Below are 17,366 nucleotides of genomic sequence, written 5' to 3' on the forward strand. Positions count from 1 at the left end.
CGGAGGGCCGTACGGGTGCTGCGTTGCCGCTGCGTGGCCGGTCGACCCCTATGGGCCCTTGGCCCATAGGGTCAGCATAGCGGCGCAGAATGAGCGGAAAATGAGCCGGGCGGGTCGTCCAGGGCCGTGAGTGTTCGTCATGCGCTATTTTTTCTGCGCGTGCCTAGAACTGATAGTTGATCGACAGATCGCAGACGCCTTCGGTCTTGGTCTGGACGATCGGGCTGTTCGCGGCGCTGCCTAGCAGCCGTTTGATGGCGCCGTCGGCGCTCATGAACCAGTGCTTGTTGACGAAGTACACCATCGTGATGCCAAAGCCCGCCGATTTGAGGCCCGCGCTCGCGTTGTACTGGCGGTAGCCGGACGCGGCGGCCTGCTGGCCGGTCACGCCGAACCAGCTTTGCATGTAGTTCGAATCGGCGAACGTGACCGAAGGCCCCGCGAACCAGTAGAACGTCTTGCTGCTGCCCGGCAGCGGCATATAAGTGCCGAGGTCGGCGGTCCAGCCGTTCGAGCCGCCGAAGCTGCGTGTGAAGGCCGCGCGCACCACTAGCGGGAAATCCTTCGACACCACGTATTCGCCCGCGATTTTCATGAGCGGCGCGGGATTGATGTTGCCCATGCCGTTCAGGCGCGAAGGATCGTCATGGCCGCGCCGCCCCAGGTCATAGGCGCCCGCGATGCTCATGCGCCAGTTCGGGCCTTGCAGGAAATTCACGCCGAAGCCTTCGCCCGTCGAGCCGAAAAGAATGTCCTTGTAGCGCAGGTCGATGCTCGGTCCCGCCATCATGTGATAGCGGTCGGAGCCGTCGTAGCGCGGCTCGAAGGTCGAACCGATGCCCAGGCGCGCCTCGAAGTCCGGGCGATCGGGTTGATAAAGCTTTTCGAGCGGGATGCCCGCCGAGTATTGCCATTCGCCGAGCGGTGAGGGCGTCTGGGCCTGCACACGAGGCGCGAAAGCGGCAAGCGCGCAGGCGGTGGCCGCGAGGGCAATGGCGGACTGGCGCGCGGCGCCCATCGCGGCGCGCTGGATCGAGCGGGCCTGCGAATGCCGTCCCCGATATTGGCTTGGTGTGATTGTTGTCTTGTACGCAGCGGCCCGGAAGGGCGTCGTGCGGGGCGAACGGGTTGCAAATGGCATGAGGCCTCCAGGATTGCCTGATCGCGCCGCGAGGTATCCGTATCGGGTGCGTTTCCAGTGTGACGGAACCCGGTTTTTCGCGCTGGCGCGCCGGCGCACCTCTCGCAATCGACGTGCCCGATATGGCACCTTCTATTCGAGCGCGTCCCCGGTTTTGCCTTCTTCCTCCCGAAAGAAAAGCATCGGAAAAACAAAGGCTTTGCTTCGCGTCGATGAATCCGCATGTGAAAAACGACGTGCGCCGCGCGCCGGGTAACATCAATACAGGTATCGTTACTACCACCCAACTCACTGTTTTTTATCGGTTTTTTTGGCCGGGCGGGGTGCGGGATAAGGATTTCGCGTGGCATAATCGATTCACAACGCAAGCCACCCCGCAGTCAATTTATCCCCGCATATCATGGCAAAGACGCTCTACGACAAATTGTGGGACACCCATGTGGTCCACACGGAAGACGACGGCACGACGATCCTCTATATCGACCGTCATCTGCTGCACGAAGTCACCAGCCCGCAGGCTTTCGAAGGCCTGAAGCTGCATGAGCGCCCGGTGTGGCGCATCAGCGCGAACCTGGCGGTTTCCGACCATAACGTGCCCACGACGGATCGTAGCCACGGTATCGCCGATCCGGTTTCGAAGCTGCAGGTGGACACGCTCGATTCGAACTGCGATTCCTATGGCATCACGCAGTTCAAGATGAGCGACCAGCGCCAGGGCATCGTGCACATCGTCGGGCCGGAACAGGGCGCGACGCTGCCGGGCATGACGATCGTCTGCGGCGACTCGCACACGTCCACGCATGGCGCGTTCGGCGCGCTCGCGCACGGCATCGGCACCTCGGAAGTCGAGCACGTGCTGGCCACGCAGACGCTGTTGCAAAAGAAGAGCAAGAACATGCTCATCAAGGTGGAAGGCACGCTGCCGCGCGGCTGTACCGCCAAGGACATCGTGCTGGCCATCATCGGCAAGATCGGCACGGCGGGCGGCACGGGCTACGCCATCGAGTTTGGCGGCTCGATGATCCGCGGTCTTACGATGGAAGGCCGCATGACGGTCTGCAACATGGCGATCGAAGGCGGCGCGCGCGCCGGCATGGTCGCCGTGGACGACACCACGATCGAATACCTGAAGAACCGTCCGTTCTCGCCGCAAGGCGCGGAGTGGGATCAGGCCGTCGAGTACTGGAAGCAGTTCCGTACGGACGACGGCGCGCACTTCGACCGCGTGGTCGAACTGTCGGCTGCCGACATCGTCCCGCAGGTGACGTGGGGCACGTCGCCGGAAATGGTCACGTCGATCGACGGCCGCGTGCCGGACCCCGAGCGCGAAAAGGACCCGGTCAAGCGCGATGCGATGGAACGCGCGCTGCAGTACATGGCGCTCGAACCGAACATGCCGATCGAGTCGATCAAGCCGGACAAGATTTTCATCGGCTCGTGCACCAACGCGCGTATCGAAGACCTGCGCTCGGCCGCTTATGTCGTGAAGAAGCTGGGCCGCCGCGTGGCTGCGAACGTGCGTCTCGCGATGGTCGTGCCGGGTTCGGGTCTCGTGAAGGCGCAAGCCGAACGCGAAGGTCTCGACAAGGTGTTCACGGACGCGGGCTTCGAATGGCGCGAACCGGGCTGCTCGATGTGCCTCGCGATGAACGCCGACCGGCTCGAACCGGGCGAGCGCTGCGCGTCCACGTCGAACCGCAATTTCGAAGGCCGTCAGGGCGCGGGCGGACGCACGCACCTGGTCAGCCCGGCCATGGCGGCCGCAGCGGCCATCGAAGGCCATTTCGTCGATATTCGCAAGCTCGGTTAATCGGTTAAGGCCACGAATCATGGAAAAATTTGTCGTACACACCGGCCTCGTAGCGCCGCTCGATCGCGAAAACGTGGACACGGACGCGATCATTCCGAAGCAGTTCCTCAAGTCGATCAAGCGCACCGGCTTCGGCCCGAACGCCTTCGACGAATGGCGTTACCTCGACCACGGCGAGCCGGGTCAGGACAACTCGAAGCGCCCGCTGAACCCGGACTTCGTGCTGAACCAGGCGCGCTATCAAGGTGCGTCGGTGCTGCTCACGCGCAAGAACTTCGGTTGCGGCAGCTCGCGCGAGCACGCACCGTGGGCGCTCGACCAGTACGGTTTCCGCGCGATCATCGCGCCGAGCTTCGCGGACATTTTCTATAACAATTGCTTCAAGAACGGCCTGCTGCCGATCGTGCTGTCCGAAGCGGATGTCGATCATCTGTTCAATGAAACCTATGCGTTCAACGGTTTCGAACTGACGATCGATCTGGATCAACAGGCTGTGCGCACAACGGACGGCTCGAAGTCGTATCCGTTCGAAGTCGCCGCGTTCCGCCGTTATTGCCTCTTGAACGGCTTCGACGATATCGGCCTCACGCTGCGTCACGCCGACAAGATCCGCCAGTACGAAGCCGAGCGCATCGCGCGCCAGCCGTGGCTCGCCAACCGCGTCATCTGAGCGCGCACGGTTCGAATTCAATGCGTGGCGGCTGAAATGGACGCCACGCTCACCGAAATACAGCGAGGAACACCAGGATGAAGATTGCAGTGTTGCCGGGCGACGGCATCGGTCCCGAGATCGTCAAGGAAGCCGTCAAGGTGCTGAACGCGCTCGACGAAAAGTTCGAGCTGGAAGAGGCGCCTGTCGGCGGCGCGGGTTACGAGGCAAGCGGCCACCCGCTGCCCGAGGCCACGCTGGCGCTTGCGAAGGCGGCCGACGCGATCCTGTTCGGCGCCGTGGGCGACTGGAAGTACGACTCGCTCGAACGCGCGCTGCGTCCGGAGCAGGCGATTCTGGGTCTGCGCAAGCACCTGGAACTGTTCGCGAACTTCCGCCCGGCGATCTGCTATCCGCAACTGACGGGCGCATCGTCGCTCAAGCCGGAAATCGTCTCGGGCCTCGACATCCTGATCGTGCGCGAACTGAACGGCGACATCTACTTCGGCCAGCCGCGCGGCACGCGCGAAGCGCCGGACGGTCTGTTCAAGGGCGCGCGCGAAGGCTTCGACACGATGCGTTATGCGGAACCCGAAGTGCGCCGTATCGCTCACGTCGCATTCCAGGCCGCGCAAAAGCGCCAGAAGAAGCTGACGTCGGTGGACAAGGCCAACGTGCTGGAAACGTCGCAGTTCTGGAAGGACATCATGATCGATGTCTCGAAGGAATATCCGGACGTCGAGCTGTCGCACATGTACGTCGATAACGCGGCGATGCAGCTGGTGAAGGCACCCAAGGCATTCGACGTGGTGGTCACGGGCAATATGTTCGGCGACATTCTTTCGGACGAAGCCGCGATGCTCACGGGCTCGATCGGCATGCTGCCGTCGGCCTCGCTCGACAAGAACAACAAGGGCCTGTACGAGCCGTCGCACGGTTCGGCGCCGGACATCGCGGGCAAGGGCATCGCCAATCCGCTCGCGACGATCCTGTCGGCGGCGATGATGCTGCGTTACTCGCTCGGCCGCGAAGAGCAGGCGCAGCGCATCGAAAACGCCGTGCAGAAGGTGCTCGAACAGGGCTACCGCACCAGCGACATCGTCACGCCGGACTGCAGGAAGGTCGGCACGGTGGAGATGGGCGACGCCGTGATCGCCGCGCTGTAAGGCAAGATGAAAGGGCAAGCCTTTGAAGGCGTGCCCTTTTTATATCGCGCACCGTGAACGTGCGTCGTAAATAGCGGCAAATGCGGTTTTTGCCGCGCAAATTAACTGTTTCGTGTATATTGTTCCGATGGCGAAGATCTCCCCGATCACGACTGTTTCGAACATCCACGGCGAAAAAACGGCCCGTGCGATTTCGCTCGCCATCACCACTAAAGCAACGAAAGCGATTACCAAAACGATCACCATTCGTTGATCGCTCGTCGTGTGCCCGCTCATCTTCCCCGCGCGGCCACGCCGGGCGAGCGAAGCGGGGAAGTGTCCATATCAAGGGTAAGTCATGAACGTAGGTCTCGTAGGTTGGCGCGGCATGGTCGGCAGCGTGCTGATGCAGCGCATGCAGGAAGAACGTGATTTCGACCTGATCGAACCGGTGTTTTTCAGCACCAGCAACGCAGGCGGCGCGGCACCGTCGTTCGCCAAAAACGAGACGAAGCTCAAGGACGCGAACAGCGTCGACGAGCTCAAGAAGTGCGACATCATCATCACTTGCCAGGGCGGCGACTACACCAACGAGGTGTATCCGAAGCTGCGCGCGGCGGGCTGGACGGGTTACTGGATCGACGCGGCTTCGTCGCTGCGCATGAAGGACGACGCGGTCATCATCCTGGACCCGGTCAACCTCGACGTCATCAAGGACGCGCTGGTCAAGGGCCAGAAGGACTTCGTCGGCGGCAACTGCACGGTCAGCCTGATGCTGATGGCGCTCGGCGGCCTGTTCCGCGAGAACCTCGTCGACTGGATGACGGCCATGACCTACCAGGCCGCTTCGGGCGCGGGCGCGCAGAACATGCGCGAACTGCTCTCGCAAATGGGCGCGCTCAACGCCGCTGTGGCGAGCGATCTGGCGAACCCGTCGTCGGCGATCCTCGATATCGACCGCAAGGTGCTGGCCACCATGAACAGCGACGCGATGCCCACGAGCCACTTCGGCGTGCCGCTGGCCGGCTCGCTGATTCCGTGGATCGACAAGGATCTCGGCAACGGCATGTCGAAGGAAGAGTGGAAGGGCGGCGCGGAAACCAACAAGATCCTCGGCAAGCCCGCGATGGGCCAGCCGGGTTCGATCCCCGTCGACGGTCTGTGCGTGCGGATCGGCGCGATGCGCTGCCACTCGCAGGCGCTCACGATCAAGCTGAAGAAGGACGTGCCGCTCGACGAGATCAACGGCATCCTCGCGTCGGCCAACGACTGGGTCAAGGTCGTGCCGAACGAGCGCGAAGCGTCGATGCGCGATCTGTCGCCGGCAAAGGTGACGGGCACGCTGTCGGTGCCGGTCGGCCGCCTGCGCAAGCTGGCGATGGGCGGCGAGTATCTGTCGGCGTTTACGGTCGGCGATCAGTTGTTGTGGGGCGCCGCCGAACCGCTGCGCCGCATGCTGCGGATTCTGCTGGACAAGTGAATGAATTAAACTACGCGCCTGATGACGCGTAGGCAGGCAAAAAGCGCCGCGCCAGTCGCGGCGCTTTTTTATTTTCGCGGCCCGGCGCATGGCCAGCGAGCCCGACCCCATGAATTCCCGTTTGATCGACCGCCGCGCGAGCGGCGTGCCAGGGCCTCTGATGACCGTTCGACTTGACACTGTTCCCGCTGACCGGGGCATCCAAAATATGAAGGCGCGACGCGCCATGCAGGCTGCCGTGAGCGCGGCGGTGCTGGCGCTCGCCGGTGCGGCGCACGCCGCGGCCTCGGCCAGCGCCGCGCACGCTCAGGCAACCAGCGCCGCGGCGGCTGGCGCTTCGGGCGCTTCCGCCGCTGCGCCCGCGCTGCCGGTGATCGGCCACTACACCGTGCATCAAGGGCAGTCGCTGCATGACGTCGCCGTCGACGTCACCCAGTCGCACGACAAGACGACGCTCGCGCGTGCGAGTCAGGCGCTGTTCGACGCCAATCCTAATTCGTTCATGAAGCATGACCCGAGCCGCCTCAGGGTCGGTGCGACGCTGGATGTGCCGGACACGCCGGATATGGCGAGCGGGGCGTCAGGTGTGCTCCCGGCTTCCACGCCGGGTGTGGCTGTTGCTGTCGCTGCGGCCAGCGCTCCGGCGGCGGCTTCGGCTACGGCTACGGCTGCTGCGGCGAGCACGACTGCCGCGTCGGCGCCGGCTGTTGCGAACGCGTCCGCGCCCGAAGCGGCTTCGGGTGCGGCCAGTGCTGCCATCGAGCCTGCGGCTTCGGCGGCTTCGGCCACGACGGCCGCGAGCGCGCCCGCAGCGGCTGCGCCGTCCAGCGACGCGCATTCGTGGAGCGGTGCGGTCCAGGCTGCGCCGTCCAGCGCGGCTTTGGCAACGCCGGCACCCGTCAAGGTTTCCAGCCTTCAGCAACTCCTCGCGCTCAAGAATCGTGTGCTGATGGCGCTGCAACGTCACGGCAAGCAGACGCAGGTCGCCGGTAGCGCTGGCGCGGCTTCGGCGGGCGTGCAAAGCGGCGCGGCGGCTGGCGGCGCGGCGCGCGCGAACGACGTGCAGCCCGAAGTGTTGCCGATCACGTGGGGTATCGTCGCAGCGGTCCTGCTGGCGTTCGTCGCGCTGATCGTGCGTCTGCTCACGCGCAAGCGCCGCAAGCATGTGGCCATCGCCGATGCGCCGGTGGAGCAACCGCTCGCTCCCGCCGCCTACGCCGTGGCGCACGAAGATGAGCATGAAGAGCATCACGAAGCCGAACACGACGACGCGCCGCTGACGCCGCCCGCCGTGGCCGCGCAACCTCAAGCCGAGCCGCTCGCGCACAACCCGCAGCCCGACGCAGAACTCGACCATGCGGCCGATGCCGCGAGCCTGTCAGCCGCCGCTGAACTTGGCGCGGACGCGCTGCCGCCGACGCTCTTCGAGGCGCGGCACGCCGAAACGACGGACGGCCCGGCCGAACAGCACGCAGACCGTACCGAGCACGGCACGCACCCGCATGGTGTCGAGCCGGGCGAGCCGCAGGCGCTGCCGTCCGAAGGCGTCACGGGCGTGCACACGACCGCCGAGGCGGAAGAGCTGGCACGCGACGCAGAAACCGAAGTCGAACCGACAAGCGAAGAGCCGCAACTAACGCCCGCCGCACATCCGGCGATCGGCGCTGAAGTCAGTTCGACCGAACCGACGACGCCCGACGACGAAATCAAGCCGTCGCTCCACCAAACCGAATCCCACCCGGCCGAAGAACCCGTCGCCGAAACGCATCACGTTGCACCCGCAGTCCCAGATATTCCAGCAGTTCCCGTAGAACAAGAAATGGCCCAACTGGAAGTACCGAAAGAGTTTCCGAAGTCCGCAGTAGACGCGCTTGGCAGTCTCGACATGCCGCTGCCGCCGCGCGTCGATGTGCCCGAATTCCCGTCCAGCGGCTTGCCCGCCTTCCCCCTGGGCACCGAGCCGGTTGCCACGCCCGAGACGATCGCGCGCCAGTCGCTGCCGTTCGCCGAGCCGCCCGCGCCGCCGGTAGGGCAGGCCATCGAAGCCGGTACGGCCGGGTTTGGCTCGATCGCGGGCCTCGGCGCCGCCATGGGCACGTCGCCGGTGGGCGCGCCGCCGATGGGCGCACCGCGCTTCGGCACGCTCTCGCTCGACTTCGACCTCAACCTGCCGCCCGATTCCGCCGAGCCGCTGCCGGTCTTCACGCCGGCGCAGCTCGCCCGCATCGCGCGCAACAAGCTGGACCTGGCGCACGAATACATCGAGCTGGGCGACCTCGCGGGCGCACGCGCGCTCATCAACGAAGTGATCGAGTCGAACGACCACGCCACGCGCGCCGACGCGCAGGCGCTGCTGTCCACGCTCTCGCCGCTGTCCTGAGCACCGTCCAACGTATGCGTATCGCGCTTGGAATCCAGTACGACGGGGCCGCGTTCTGCGGCTGGCAATCGCAGCCGCATGGCAAGACCGTGCAGGACGCGCTCGAACGCGCCCTGCGCGAGTTCGCCTGCGTGCCGCTGTCCACGGTGGTCGCGGGCCGCACCGATACGGGCGTGCATGGACTCGGCCAGGTCGTCCACTTCGACACCGAACTCGACCGCACGCCGTTCTCGTGGGTGCGCGGCACCAACGCGTTTCTGCCCTCGACCGTGGCAGTGCAATGGGCGAAGCCGATGCCCGACACGTTCCACGCGCGCTTCGCGGCCTTCGAGCGCACCTATTACTACGCGCTCTACGTCAACCCGGTGCGCTCGCCGATGCTGGCGGCCCGCGCGGGCTGGATCCACACGCCGCTCGACGTCGAGGCGATGCGCGAGGCCGCGCAATGCCTGATCGGCGAGCATGATTTTTCGGCGTTCCGTTCGTCGGAGTGTCAATCGAAAACGCCGGTCAAACATCTCTATCAGATCGATATCCGGCCGCAGGGCGACTTCATCCACTTCCGCTTTCGCGCCAACGCCTTCCTGCATCACATGGTTCGCAACTTGATGGGCTGCCTCGTAGCGGTGGGGCGCGGGCGTTACCCGGCGGCGTGGATGGCCGAGGTGCTGGCGGGGCTCGATCGCGGCAAGGCCGCGCCGACCTTCATGCCCGACGGCCTGTATCTCGCCCAGGTAGGTTATCCTGACGAGTTCGACGTTCCTGCTGCGCATACGGCCAGCGTGCCCTGGAGCACGATCTGGAACGACCCGGCATGATCCGGGCGCGCGAGGGGATTTGAATGGGCGCCGCGGTCAATTGTCCGCATGTTGCTCTCAAATTCAGCGATCTCACCATCAACCCAAACGATAATTTCGAGCTACCAGTCATGACGTCAGCCGAGCCAACCGTCGCGGGGCATCGCACCCGCATCAAGCTCTGTGGGCTATCGACGCCCGAAGCGGTCGCGCACGCTATCGACATTGGCGCCGACGCCATCGGCCTCGTGTTCTACCCGCCGAGCGCGCGCTCGGTGAGCGTGGCGCAGGCCGTCGAGCTGACGCACGACATTCCGCCGTTTGTCTCGGTGGTCGGGCTCTTTGTGAACGCCACGCCGCAGTGGATCAGCGAAGTCGCGAGCAACGTTTCGCTCACGCTCCTGCAGTTTCACGGCGATGAAACGCCGCGCCAGTGCGAAGCGCTGGCGGCCGTTGCCGGTTTGCCCTGGTTGCGGGCGCTGCGAGTGGCGGCGGATACTCAACAGGCCGATTTGATAGAATCGGCGAACAGTTATTCATCAGCCAGCGGCCTGCTGTTCGACACTCATGTCGAGGGTTACGGCGGCGGCGGGAAGGTCTTCGATTGGTCACTTATCCCCGCAGGGCTCGCGCGTCGGGCCGTTTTAAGTGGTGGCTTGAACGCGCAAAACGTCAGTGATGCGATTCGCCAGGTGCGTCCGTTCGCCGTCGATGTCTCCAGTGGCATCGAGGTCCCGGGCGCGAAGGGCGTGAAGGATCACGCCCGCATGGCGGCGTTCGTGCGCGCGGTGCGCGAAGCGGACGCGGGATAATTTCCTGGTCGCCAGCCCTTGCAGCAACGCAAGGCGCCTGGTTGGCCGAGCGAGTGACTTATGTACAATTTGCCAGATGAACGTGGCCATTTCGGCCAATATGGCGGCGTGTTCGCTGCCGAAACCCTGATGCAGGCGATCGATGAACTGCGTGCGGCTTACGCGAAGTTCAAGGACGATCCCGACTTTGTCGCTGAATATCAGCGCGAGTTGAAGCATTTTGTCGGCCGTCCGTCGCCGATCTATCACGCGCAACGCTGGAGCGAGCTGGTCGGCGGCGCGCAGATCTATCTCAAGCGCGAAGACCTGAATCACACGGGCGCCCATAAGGTGAACAACGTGATCGGTCAGGCGCTGCTCGCCCGCCGCATGGGCAAGCCGCGCGTGATCGCCGAAACCGGCGCGGGCCAGCACGGCGTGGCCACGGCCACGATCGCGGCGCGCTTCGGCATGGAATGCGTGGTCTACATGGGCGCGGAAGACGTGCGCCGTCAGGCCGCCAACGTCTATCGCATGAAGCTGCTGGGCGCGACGGTCGTGCCGGTCGAGTCCGGCTCGCGCACGCTCAAGGATGCGCTGAACGAAGCCATGCGCGACTGGGTCACCAACGTCGAAAACACCTTCTACATCATCGGCACCGTGGCGGGCCCGCATCCGTACCCGATGATGGTGCGCGACTTCCAGCGCGTGATCGGCGACGAATGCCGCGTGCAGATGCCCGAACTCACGGGCCGCCAGCCCGACGCCGTGATTGCCTGCGTGGGTGGCGGTTCGAATGCGATGGGTATCTTTTACCCGTATATCGACGATAGTTCGGTGCAGTTGATCGGCGTCGAGCCGGCCGGCGACGGCATGGAAACGGGCCGTCACGCCGCGTCGCTGGCGGCCGGCACGCCGGGCGTGCTGCACGGCAACCGCACCTATCTGCTGCAGGACGAGAACGGCCAGATCATCGAGACGCATTCGGTCTCGGCGGGTCTCGACTACCCGGGCGTCGGCCCCGAGCACGCGTGGCTCAAGGACAGCGGCCGCGCGCAGTACGTGACCATCGACGACGAGGAAGCCCTCAAGGCATTCCACGACTGCTGCCGCATCGAAGGCATCATTCCTGCGCTCGAATCGAGTCACGCGCTGGCCTACGCGGCGAAGCTCGCGCCGACGCTGCCCAAGGACAAGGTTCTGCTGGTGAACCTGTCGGGACGCGGCGACAAGGACATGCACACGGTCGCCGAGCGATCGGGCATCCAGTTCTGAGCGCCCGGAGCGATACGACCGATGCGTGACGAGTTCGACGAGCCGGAAATGCCGGCGTCCGAGGGGGAAACCGTGAGCATTCCCGCCACCGAAGTGGCGACGGGAGCGCTCGCCTTGCCCACGGTGCCCGATACGATCCGGCTCCTGAACCGCGATTTTCTGACCGATGCGGCGAACCTGCCCGATGCCTCGATCGACCTGATCGTCGCCGATCCGCCTTACGGGCTCGGCAAGGACTACGGCAACGACTCCGACATGCGTTCGGGCGAGGACTTCCTCTCCTGGACCTACGCGTGGCTCGACCTGGCTATTCCAAAGCTCAAGCCCAGCGGCTCGCTCTACGTGTTTTGCACCTGGCAGTATGCGCCCGAGATCTTCGTCTATCTGAAGTCGAAAATGACGATGATTAACGAGATCGTCTGGGATCGTCGCGTTCCCAGCATGGGCGGCACGACCCGCCGTTTTACCTCGGTGCATGACAACATCGGTTTCTTCGCGGTGTCGAAGAATTACTATTTCGACCTCGATCCCGTCCGTATCCCATACGATGCCGCCACGAAGAAGGCGCGTTCGCGCAAAATATTCGAAGGTAGCAGGTGGCTGGAGCTTGGCTACAACCCCAAGGACGTCTGGTCGGTTTCGCGGCTGCATCGCCAGCACGCGGAACGCGTCGATCATCCGACCCAGAAGCCCCTGGAAATCGTCGAGCGCATGGTGCTCGCGAGCTGCCCGCCGGGCGGCCGCGTGCTGGACCCGTTCATGGGCAGCGGCACCACGGCAGTCGCCTGTGCACGTCAGAAGCGCGAATTCGTCGGCTATGAAATCAATGAAAGTTACTGCGCGATCGCGCGCGAACGCGTGAGTCTGGCCGCAGAAGCGTCCCCCGCGTCCGCCGCGCCCGCGACCGTTACGGAAGGCGCTTAAGGCGCTCCGTAGGCGTCTATCGCCGCGCAGTATCACCGAATCTGAGGACCCTGAAATGTCCCGCATCAAGAGCAAGTTCGAGGCGCTCGCCGCCTCCGGCAAGAAAGGCCTGATCCCGTTCATGACGGCAGGCGACCCTGATCCGGCGCGCACCGTCGAATTTATGCACGCGCTCGCCGCCGGCGGCGCCGACGTGATCGAACTGGGCGTGCCGTTTTCCGATCCGATGGCCGACGGCCCCGTGATCCAGCAGTCGTCGGAGCGCGCGCTCGCGAAGGGCGTGACGCTCAAGAGCGTGCTGGCCGACGTCAAGCGTTTCCGCGCAACCGACAATGAAACGCCCGTCGTGCTGATGGGCTACGCCAACCCGATCGAGCGCATGGGCGCGGAAGCCTTCGCGGCCGCCGCACAGGAAGCGGGCGTGGACGGCGTGCTGGTGGTCGACTACCCGCCCGAGGAATCGGTGGAATTCGCCGCGAAGATGAAGGCCGCCAACATCGATCCGATCTTCCTGCTCGCGCCCACCTCGACCGACGAGCGCATCGCGGAAGTCGGCCGCATGGCCAGCGGCTACGTCTATTACGTATCGCTCAAGGGCGTGACGGGCGCCGCGAATCTCGACGTGGCGAGCATCGCGAGTAAAATCCCGGCGATCAAGGCGCGCGTGCCGCTGCCCGTCGGCGTGGGTTTCGGGATTCGCGATGCTCATACGGCCGCGGCGGTGGCTGAAGTGTCCGATGCCGTGGTGATCGGCAGCCGCATCGTGCAACTGCTTCAGCAGGCTGCGCCCGACACCGCCGCAGACGCTCTCACGCAGTTCATCGCCGACATTCGTACAGCGCTCGACGCGGTCTCCGACAAAGGCAGATGAGCCTGGCAGGGGACTAGCTGCGAGACTGCTGTAAAATCCAGTTTTCGCCATGCGCGGTCGGGGTCGGAACCCGGTCGAAATGACAGCCGTATAGAACCGGCCGCCGCGCCCGCGCATCACGATGAAGGAAGAAACAACAATGAGCTGGCTCGATAAACTGCTGCCGCCCAAGATCAAGCAAACCGATCCGAAAAGCCGCAAGAGCATTCCGGAAGGTCTGTGGATCAAGTGCCCCTCGTGCGAGGCGGTCCTGTACCGCAACGACGTCGAAGCGAACCTCCACGTCTGCCCGAAGTGCGACCACCACATGCGCATCAACGCGCGCGAGCGTCTGGACGGTCTGCTCGATCCGGAAGGCCGCTATGAAATCGGCCAGGAAATCGTGCCGGTCGACGCGCTGAAGTTCAAGGACAGCCGCAAGTATCCGGACCGTATCAAGGAAGCGATGGACGACACCGGCGAAACCGACGCCATGGTCGTCATGGGCGGCGCGATCCACACGCTGCCTTGCGTGGTCGCCTGCTTCGAGTTCTCGTTCATGGGCGGCTCGATGGGTTCGGTGGTCGGCGAGCGCTTCGCACGCGGCGCGCAGAACGCGCTTGAGCAGCAAGTGCCATTTATCTGCTTCACGGCTTCGGGCGGCGCGCGCATGCAGGAAAGCCTGCTGTCGCTCATGCAGATGGCCAAGACCACGGCCATGCTGACCAAGCTCTCGGAAGCCAAGCTGCCGTTCATCTCCGTGCTGACCGACCCGACCATGGGCGGCGTGTCGGCGAGCTTCGCGTTCCTGGGCGACGTGGTGATCGCCGAGCCGAAGGCGCTGATCGGCTTCGCCGGCCCGCGCGTGATCGAGCAGACGGTGCGCGAGAAGCTGCCGGAAGGCTTCCAGCGCTCGGAATTCCTGCTGCAAAAGGGCGCCATCGACATGATCGTCGACCGCCGCAAGCTGCGCGAGGAAATCGCCCAGTTGATGGCGATCATGCAGCGCCAGCCCGCCGACGCGGTGGCCTGAGGCCAGGTCGCAAGCCGCTATCGGCTCACGCGCGGAACTTCGTGATTCCGCCGCGTGTCAGACGCGCCGCAAGCGAAAGCAAGCGGCGCGTTGTCATTTCCGCGATAATGCCGTGATTTCGCGTAGCGGACGCCGTGCAGGACTTGTCCCCTGCGCCGCGTTCATGCATTCGCGCCGCACTTCCCGATAATCCCGAAATCGTCCCGATGAGTACCTTTCCCACCCTCGACGCGTGGCTCACGCATCTCGAAACCGCGCATCCGGTTGGCATCGACATGGGCCTTGGCCGCATCGGCCAGGTCAAGGACGCGCTGAACCTGAAGTTCGAATGCCCGATCTTCACGGTCGGCGGCACCAACGGGAAGGGCTCGACCTGCGCGATTCTGGAAACGATTCTGCTGAAGGCCGGCTATCACGTCGGCTGTCATACGTCGCCGCATCTGCTGTCGTTCAACGAACGCGCGCGCATCGACGGCCTGCAGGCCAGCGACGCCGATCTGCTGCCGCACTTCGAAGCCGTGGAAGCCGCGCGCAACGCGCTCGCCACGCCGGTCTCGCTCACGTATTTCGAATTCACGACGCTCGCGATCATGCATCTGTTCGCCTCGCGCGGGCTCGACGCCGTGATCTTCGAAGTGGGTCTGGGCGGCCGTCTGGACGCGGTGAACATCCTCGACGCCGATTGCGCGATCGTCACGAGCATCGATCTCGATCACACCGAGTACCTTGGCGACACGCGCGAGAAGATCGCCTTCGAAAAGGCCGGCATCTTCCGCGCGGGGCGGCCGGCGATCTGCTCGGACCCGCTGCCGCCGCAGACGCTGATCGACCATGCCGAAGCGATCGGCGCCGAACTGTGGCTCTTCGGCCGCGATTTCCGTTACGAAGGCGCGCCGGGCAACGAGCGCCAGCAATGGAGCTATGTCGGCCCGACGCAACGCCGTTCGGCGCTCGCGTATCCGGCGCTGCGCGGCGCCAATCAGCTGATCAATACCTCGGCGGCGCTGGCGGCGCTGGAGTCGATGCGTGACCGCCTGCCGGTGTCGGCGCAGGACATTCGTCTGGGCCTCGCCAACGTCGAACTGCCAGGCCGCTTCCAGGTGCTGCCGGGCAAGCCGGCGATCATTTTCGACGTGGGCCACAATCCGCACGCAGCGGCCGTGCTTGGGCAAAATCTCGGCAGCATGGGCTATTTTCCCTACACGTACGCGGTTTTTGGCGCCATGCGCGACAAGGACATCGCGGGCGTGATCGGCCATCTGAAGGACGAGGTCGATCACTGGTGCGTGACCGGTCTGCCGGGTCCGCGCGCGGCATCGGCGCAGGAACTGGAGGAGGTATTGCGCGAAGCCGGGGTGGAAGACGGCGACGACAGCAGCGTCACGCGCTACGAAACGCCCGCCGAGGCGTTTCAAGATGCGCTAAAACGGGCTACCGAAAATGATAGAATCGTTGTTTTCGGGAGTTTTCTGACAGTCGCCGGCGTCATGGCCTGGCGAAAGTCACAGCAGCACTGATCGCGCGGCATCCTGCAAGCCGCCACGCACAGGCCAAAAGCAGCCATACATGGGAATTTTCTCGTTCGGCAAGAAAGACGACGCGCCCCGCCGACGCGGTGCCGAAGCGGGCTCCACCACCCGGCGGAGCAGTCAGAACACGCGCGTGGAGCGGCGTAGTCGTCGGCCGGACCGCACGCGCGATGCCGAGGCGATGCTCCTCGATCCCACGTTGCCCGAAAAGCAGCGGGCGCGCCGCCGCCTCGTGGGTGCGATCGCCCTCGTGCTGGCCGCCATCGTGATCCTGCCGATGGTGCTGGATTCCCACCCGAAGCCCGTCACCGACGACATCGCCATCGACATCCCGAGTCACCCCGCGCCGAAGAACGCCGCGCGCGACGACGAGGACACGCAGGCTGGCGTCGCGCCCGACAATCCCGCCGCGCCCGAGGCGGCGTTGGGGGCGTCGGGTCTCGCGGCGGCTAATTCTGCTAACAGTGCGGCCACGCCCGCGCTCGCCCAGAATCCGCAATCGACGAAATCCGCTCAAACCGCGCCGTCCCGGCCCGCGCCTGCCGCACAGGCGCAAAAGCCCGTTGCACGATCGGCACAATTGGCGCAATCGTCACAGGCAACGCAACCGGCCCAGACCGCCCAGGCGTCCAAACCCGCTCAGCCGGCCGCGAAGCCCGCTGCCACGGAGGCCTCGAACGACGGCGACAGCGATACCGACAGCAGCAGCAACAGCGACACCGGCACGCCTGCCACGCCGCCTGGCGCGCGCTTTGCCGTGCAACTGGGCGCGTTTCCCGACGCCGCTGCCGCGAATCGCTGGGTCACCAAGTTGAAAGCCGCGGGGGTACCCGCATATACCGAACAACGCAAGGAAACCGACGGCTCCACGCGCACGCTATTGCGCGCGGGACCGTTCCCCGACCGCGCGGCCGCCTCCGACGCGATCGCCAAGGTGCGCGGCGCGGGGCTGGCGTCCGGTTCGAACGGCAACGCCGAATAAGCCGTCGATGTTCACGGCATTCGACTACGCTGTAATGGCGGTAATCGGTCTGTCCGCGCTGCGTGGCGCGTGGCGTGGCTTTATCGGCGAGATTTTCGGGCTGATCGGCTGGATCGCGGCGTTCATTGTGGGATGCCGTTTTGTGGATCGCGTGGTGCCCTTCATTCCGGCGAACTGGCCGGGCGGGGCGCTGACCCAGTGGCTGATCGCCTTCGCGCTGATCGTGATCGCCGTGGTGCTCGTGGCCGGCGTGGGCAATGCCGTGCTGAGCCGGTTGGTGCAGGTGAGTGGATTGTCCGGTGTGGACCGCTCGCTCGGGATGCTGTTCGGCCTCGTGCGAGGCGTCGTGCTGGTGCTGATTCTCGTCGTCCTTGCGGGACTGACCGAGCTGCCCCAGCAGGACTTCTGGCGCAAGGCGCTGCTGCGGCCCTATGCCGAGCAGGGCGTGCACGAACTGAAACCGCTGTTGCCCGAGACGCTCGCGTCCTACGTTCACGTCTGATCAGAAGCTGATCGCGTAACGCAGGGCCGGCCCGAAGACAAGTACTTGCCCCTTCGCGGCGCTTCGCGCCGGCTCTGC

General features: G+C 64.9%; 16 protein-coding genes. 15 read left to right on the forward strand and 1 reads right to left on the reverse strand.

All coding sequences use genetic code 11. The features are described from left to right. Positions 1-163: 163 nt before the first annotated feature. A complete protein-coding gene (locus B0G62_RS05840) occupies positions 164-1,018 on the reverse strand; it encodes a MipA/OmpV family protein (protein ID WP_103703230.1) in 855 nt (284 codons plus the stop codon). Between the two features lie 523 nt (positions 1,019-1,541). Between B0G62_RS05840 and leuC the strand changes: the two genes are divergently transcribed. The 15 genes from leuC (at position 1,542) to B0G62_RS05915 (ending at position 17,288) form a co-directional block, all read left to right on the forward strand. Next, a complete protein-coding gene (gene leuC, locus B0G62_RS05845) occupies positions 1,542-2,951 on the forward strand; it encodes a 3-isopropylmalate dehydratase large subunit (protein WP_103703231.1) in 1,410 nt (469 codons plus the stop codon). A 19-nt stretch (positions 2,952-2,970) separates the two neighbouring features. Then, positions 2,971-3,621, forward strand: coding sequence for a 3-isopropylmalate dehydratase small subunit (gene leuD, locus B0G62_RS05850; RefSeq protein ID WP_103703232.1), 651 nt, complete (start codon positions 2,971-2,973; stop codon positions 3,619-3,621). A 77-nt stretch (positions 3,622-3,698) separates the two neighbouring features. Beyond that, the gene (gene leuB, locus B0G62_RS05855) at positions 3,699-4,766 is read left to right on the forward strand and encodes a 3-isopropylmalate dehydrogenase (RefSeq protein WP_103703233.1); all 1,068 of its coding nucleotides are present in this window, start codon (positions 3,699-3,701) and stop codon (positions 4,764-4,766) included. 127 nt (positions 4,767-4,893) lie between these two features. Continuing rightward, positions 4,894-5,019, forward strand: a complete 126-nt coding sequence (locus tag B0G62_RS32435) for a hypothetical protein (protein ID WP_279629739.1) — start codon at positions 4,894-4,896, stop codon at positions 5,017-5,019. An 84-nt stretch (positions 5,020-5,103) separates the two neighbouring features. Next, positions 5,104-6,225 (forward strand): aspartate-semialdehyde dehydrogenase, encoded by a 1,122-nt coding sequence (gene asd, locus B0G62_RS05865; RefSeq protein WP_103703235.1) that lies wholly within the window; start codon positions 5,104-5,106, stop codon positions 6,223-6,225. 226 nt (positions 6,226-6,451) lie between these two features. Beyond that, a complete protein-coding gene (locus B0G62_RS05870; protein WP_103703236.1) occupies positions 6,452-8,605 on the forward strand; it encodes a FimV/HubP family polar landmark protein in 2,154 nt (717 codons plus the stop codon). 14 nt (positions 8,606-8,619) lie between these two features. Beyond that, on the forward strand, positions 8,620-9,423 hold the full coding sequence (gene truA / locus B0G62_RS05875; RefSeq protein WP_103703237.1) for a tRNA pseudouridine(38-40) synthase TruA: 804 nt from the start codon (positions 8,620-8,622) through the stop codon (positions 9,421-9,423). 110 nt (positions 9,424-9,533) lie between these two features. After that, positions 9,534-10,214: a phosphoribosylanthranilate isomerase gene (locus B0G62_RS05880; RefSeq protein WP_103703238.1), complete on the forward strand. Its 681-nt coding sequence runs from the start codon at positions 9,534-9,536 to the stop codon at positions 10,212-10,214. 60 nt (positions 10,215-10,274) lie between these two features. Then, the gene (gene trpB / locus B0G62_RS05885) at positions 10,275-11,468 is read left to right on the forward strand and encodes a tryptophan synthase subunit beta (protein WP_103703239.1); all 1,194 of its coding nucleotides are present in this window, start codon (positions 10,275-10,277) and stop codon (positions 11,466-11,468) included. Positions 11,469-11,489: 21 nt separating this feature from the next. Beyond that, a complete protein-coding gene (locus B0G62_RS05890) occupies positions 11,490-12,392 on the forward strand; it encodes a DNA-methyltransferase (RefSeq protein ID WP_103703240.1) in 903 nt (300 codons plus the stop codon). 55 nt (positions 12,393-12,447) lie between these two features. After that, on the forward strand, positions 12,448-13,263 hold the full coding sequence (gene trpA / locus B0G62_RS05895; RefSeq protein ID WP_103703241.1) for a tryptophan synthase subunit alpha: 816 nt from the start codon (positions 12,448-12,450) through the stop codon (positions 13,261-13,263). 139 nt (positions 13,264-13,402) lie between these two features. Further along, on the forward strand, positions 13,403-14,275 hold the full coding sequence (gene accD, locus B0G62_RS05900) for an acetyl-CoA carboxylase, carboxyltransferase subunit beta (protein WP_103703242.1): 873 nt from the start codon (positions 13,403-13,405) through the stop codon (positions 14,273-14,275). Positions 14,276-14,481: 206 nt separating this feature from the next. Continuing rightward, a complete protein-coding gene (folC, locus tag B0G62_RS05905) occupies positions 14,482-15,792 on the forward strand; it encodes a bifunctional tetrahydrofolate synthase/dihydrofolate synthase (RefSeq protein ID WP_103703243.1) in 1,311 nt (436 codons plus the stop codon). A 49-nt stretch (positions 15,793-15,841) separates the two neighbouring features. Then, the gene (locus tag B0G62_RS05910) at positions 15,842-16,786 is read left to right on the forward strand and encodes an SPOR domain-containing protein (protein ID WP_103703244.1); all 945 of its coding nucleotides are present in this window, start codon (positions 15,842-15,844) and stop codon (positions 16,784-16,786) included. Between the two features lie 7 nt (positions 16,787-16,793). After that, positions 16,794-17,288, forward strand: a complete 495-nt coding sequence (locus tag B0G62_RS05915; protein WP_103703245.1) for a CvpA family protein — start codon at positions 16,794-16,796, stop codon at positions 17,286-17,288. Positions 17,289-17,366: the final 78 nt, after the last annotated feature.

The sequence above is a fragment of the Paraburkholderia eburnea genome (genome assembly GCF_002917095.1).
GTDB classification, from domain to species: domain Bacteria; phylum Pseudomonadota; class Gammaproteobacteria; order Burkholderiales; family Burkholderiaceae; genus Paraburkholderia; species Paraburkholderia eburnea.

Coding starts and splice junctions, on each gene's coding strand:
- B0G62_RS05840 (WP_103703230.1), bottom strand. CDS start 1,018: ATGGGCGCCGCGCGCCAGTCCGCCATTGCCCTCGCGGCCACCGCCTGC.
- leuC (WP_103703231.1), top strand. CDS start 1,542: ATGGCAAAGACGCTCTACGACAAATTGTGGGACACCCATGTGGTCCAC.
- leuD (WP_103703232.1), top strand. CDS start 2,971: ATGGAAAAATTTGTCGTACACACCGGCCTCGTAGCGCCGCTCGATCGC.
- leuB (WP_103703233.1), top strand. CDS start 3,699: ATGAAGATTGCAGTGTTGCCGGGCGACGGCATCGGTCCCGAGATCGTC.
- B0G62_RS32435 (WP_279629739.1), top strand. CDS start 4,894: ATGGCGAAGATCTCCCCGATCACGACTGTTTCGAACATCCACGGCGAA.
- asd (WP_103703235.1), top strand. CDS start 5,104: ATGAACGTAGGTCTCGTAGGTTGGCGCGGCATGGTCGGCAGCGTGCTG.
- B0G62_RS05870 (WP_103703236.1), top strand. CDS start 6,452: ATGCAGGCTGCCGTGAGCGCGGCGGTGCTGGCGCTCGCCGGTGCGGCG.
- truA (WP_103703237.1), top strand. CDS start 8,620: ATGCGTATCGCGCTTGGAATCCAGTACGACGGGGCCGCGTTCTGCGGC.
- B0G62_RS05880 (WP_103703238.1), top strand. CDS start 9,534: ATGACGTCAGCCGAGCCAACCGTCGCGGGGCATCGCACCCGCATCAAG.
- trpB (WP_103703239.1), top strand. CDS start 10,275: ATGTACAATTTGCCAGATGAACGTGGCCATTTCGGCCAATATGGCGGC.
- B0G62_RS05890 (WP_103703240.1), top strand. CDS start 11,490: ATGCGTGACGAGTTCGACGAGCCGGAAATGCCGGCGTCCGAGGGGGAA.
- trpA (WP_103703241.1), top strand. CDS start 12,448: ATGTCCCGCATCAAGAGCAAGTTCGAGGCGCTCGCCGCCTCCGGCAAG.
- accD (WP_103703242.1), top strand. CDS start 13,403: ATGAGCTGGCTCGATAAACTGCTGCCGCCCAAGATCAAGCAAACCGAT.
- folC (WP_103703243.1), top strand. CDS start 14,482: ATGAGTACCTTTCCCACCCTCGACGCGTGGCTCACGCATCTCGAAACC.
- B0G62_RS05910 (WP_103703244.1), top strand. CDS start 15,842: ATGGGAATTTTCTCGTTCGGCAAGAAAGACGACGCGCCCCGCCGACGC.
- B0G62_RS05915 (WP_103703245.1), top strand. CDS start 16,794: ATGTTCACGGCATTCGACTACGCTGTAATGGCGGTAATCGGTCTGTCC.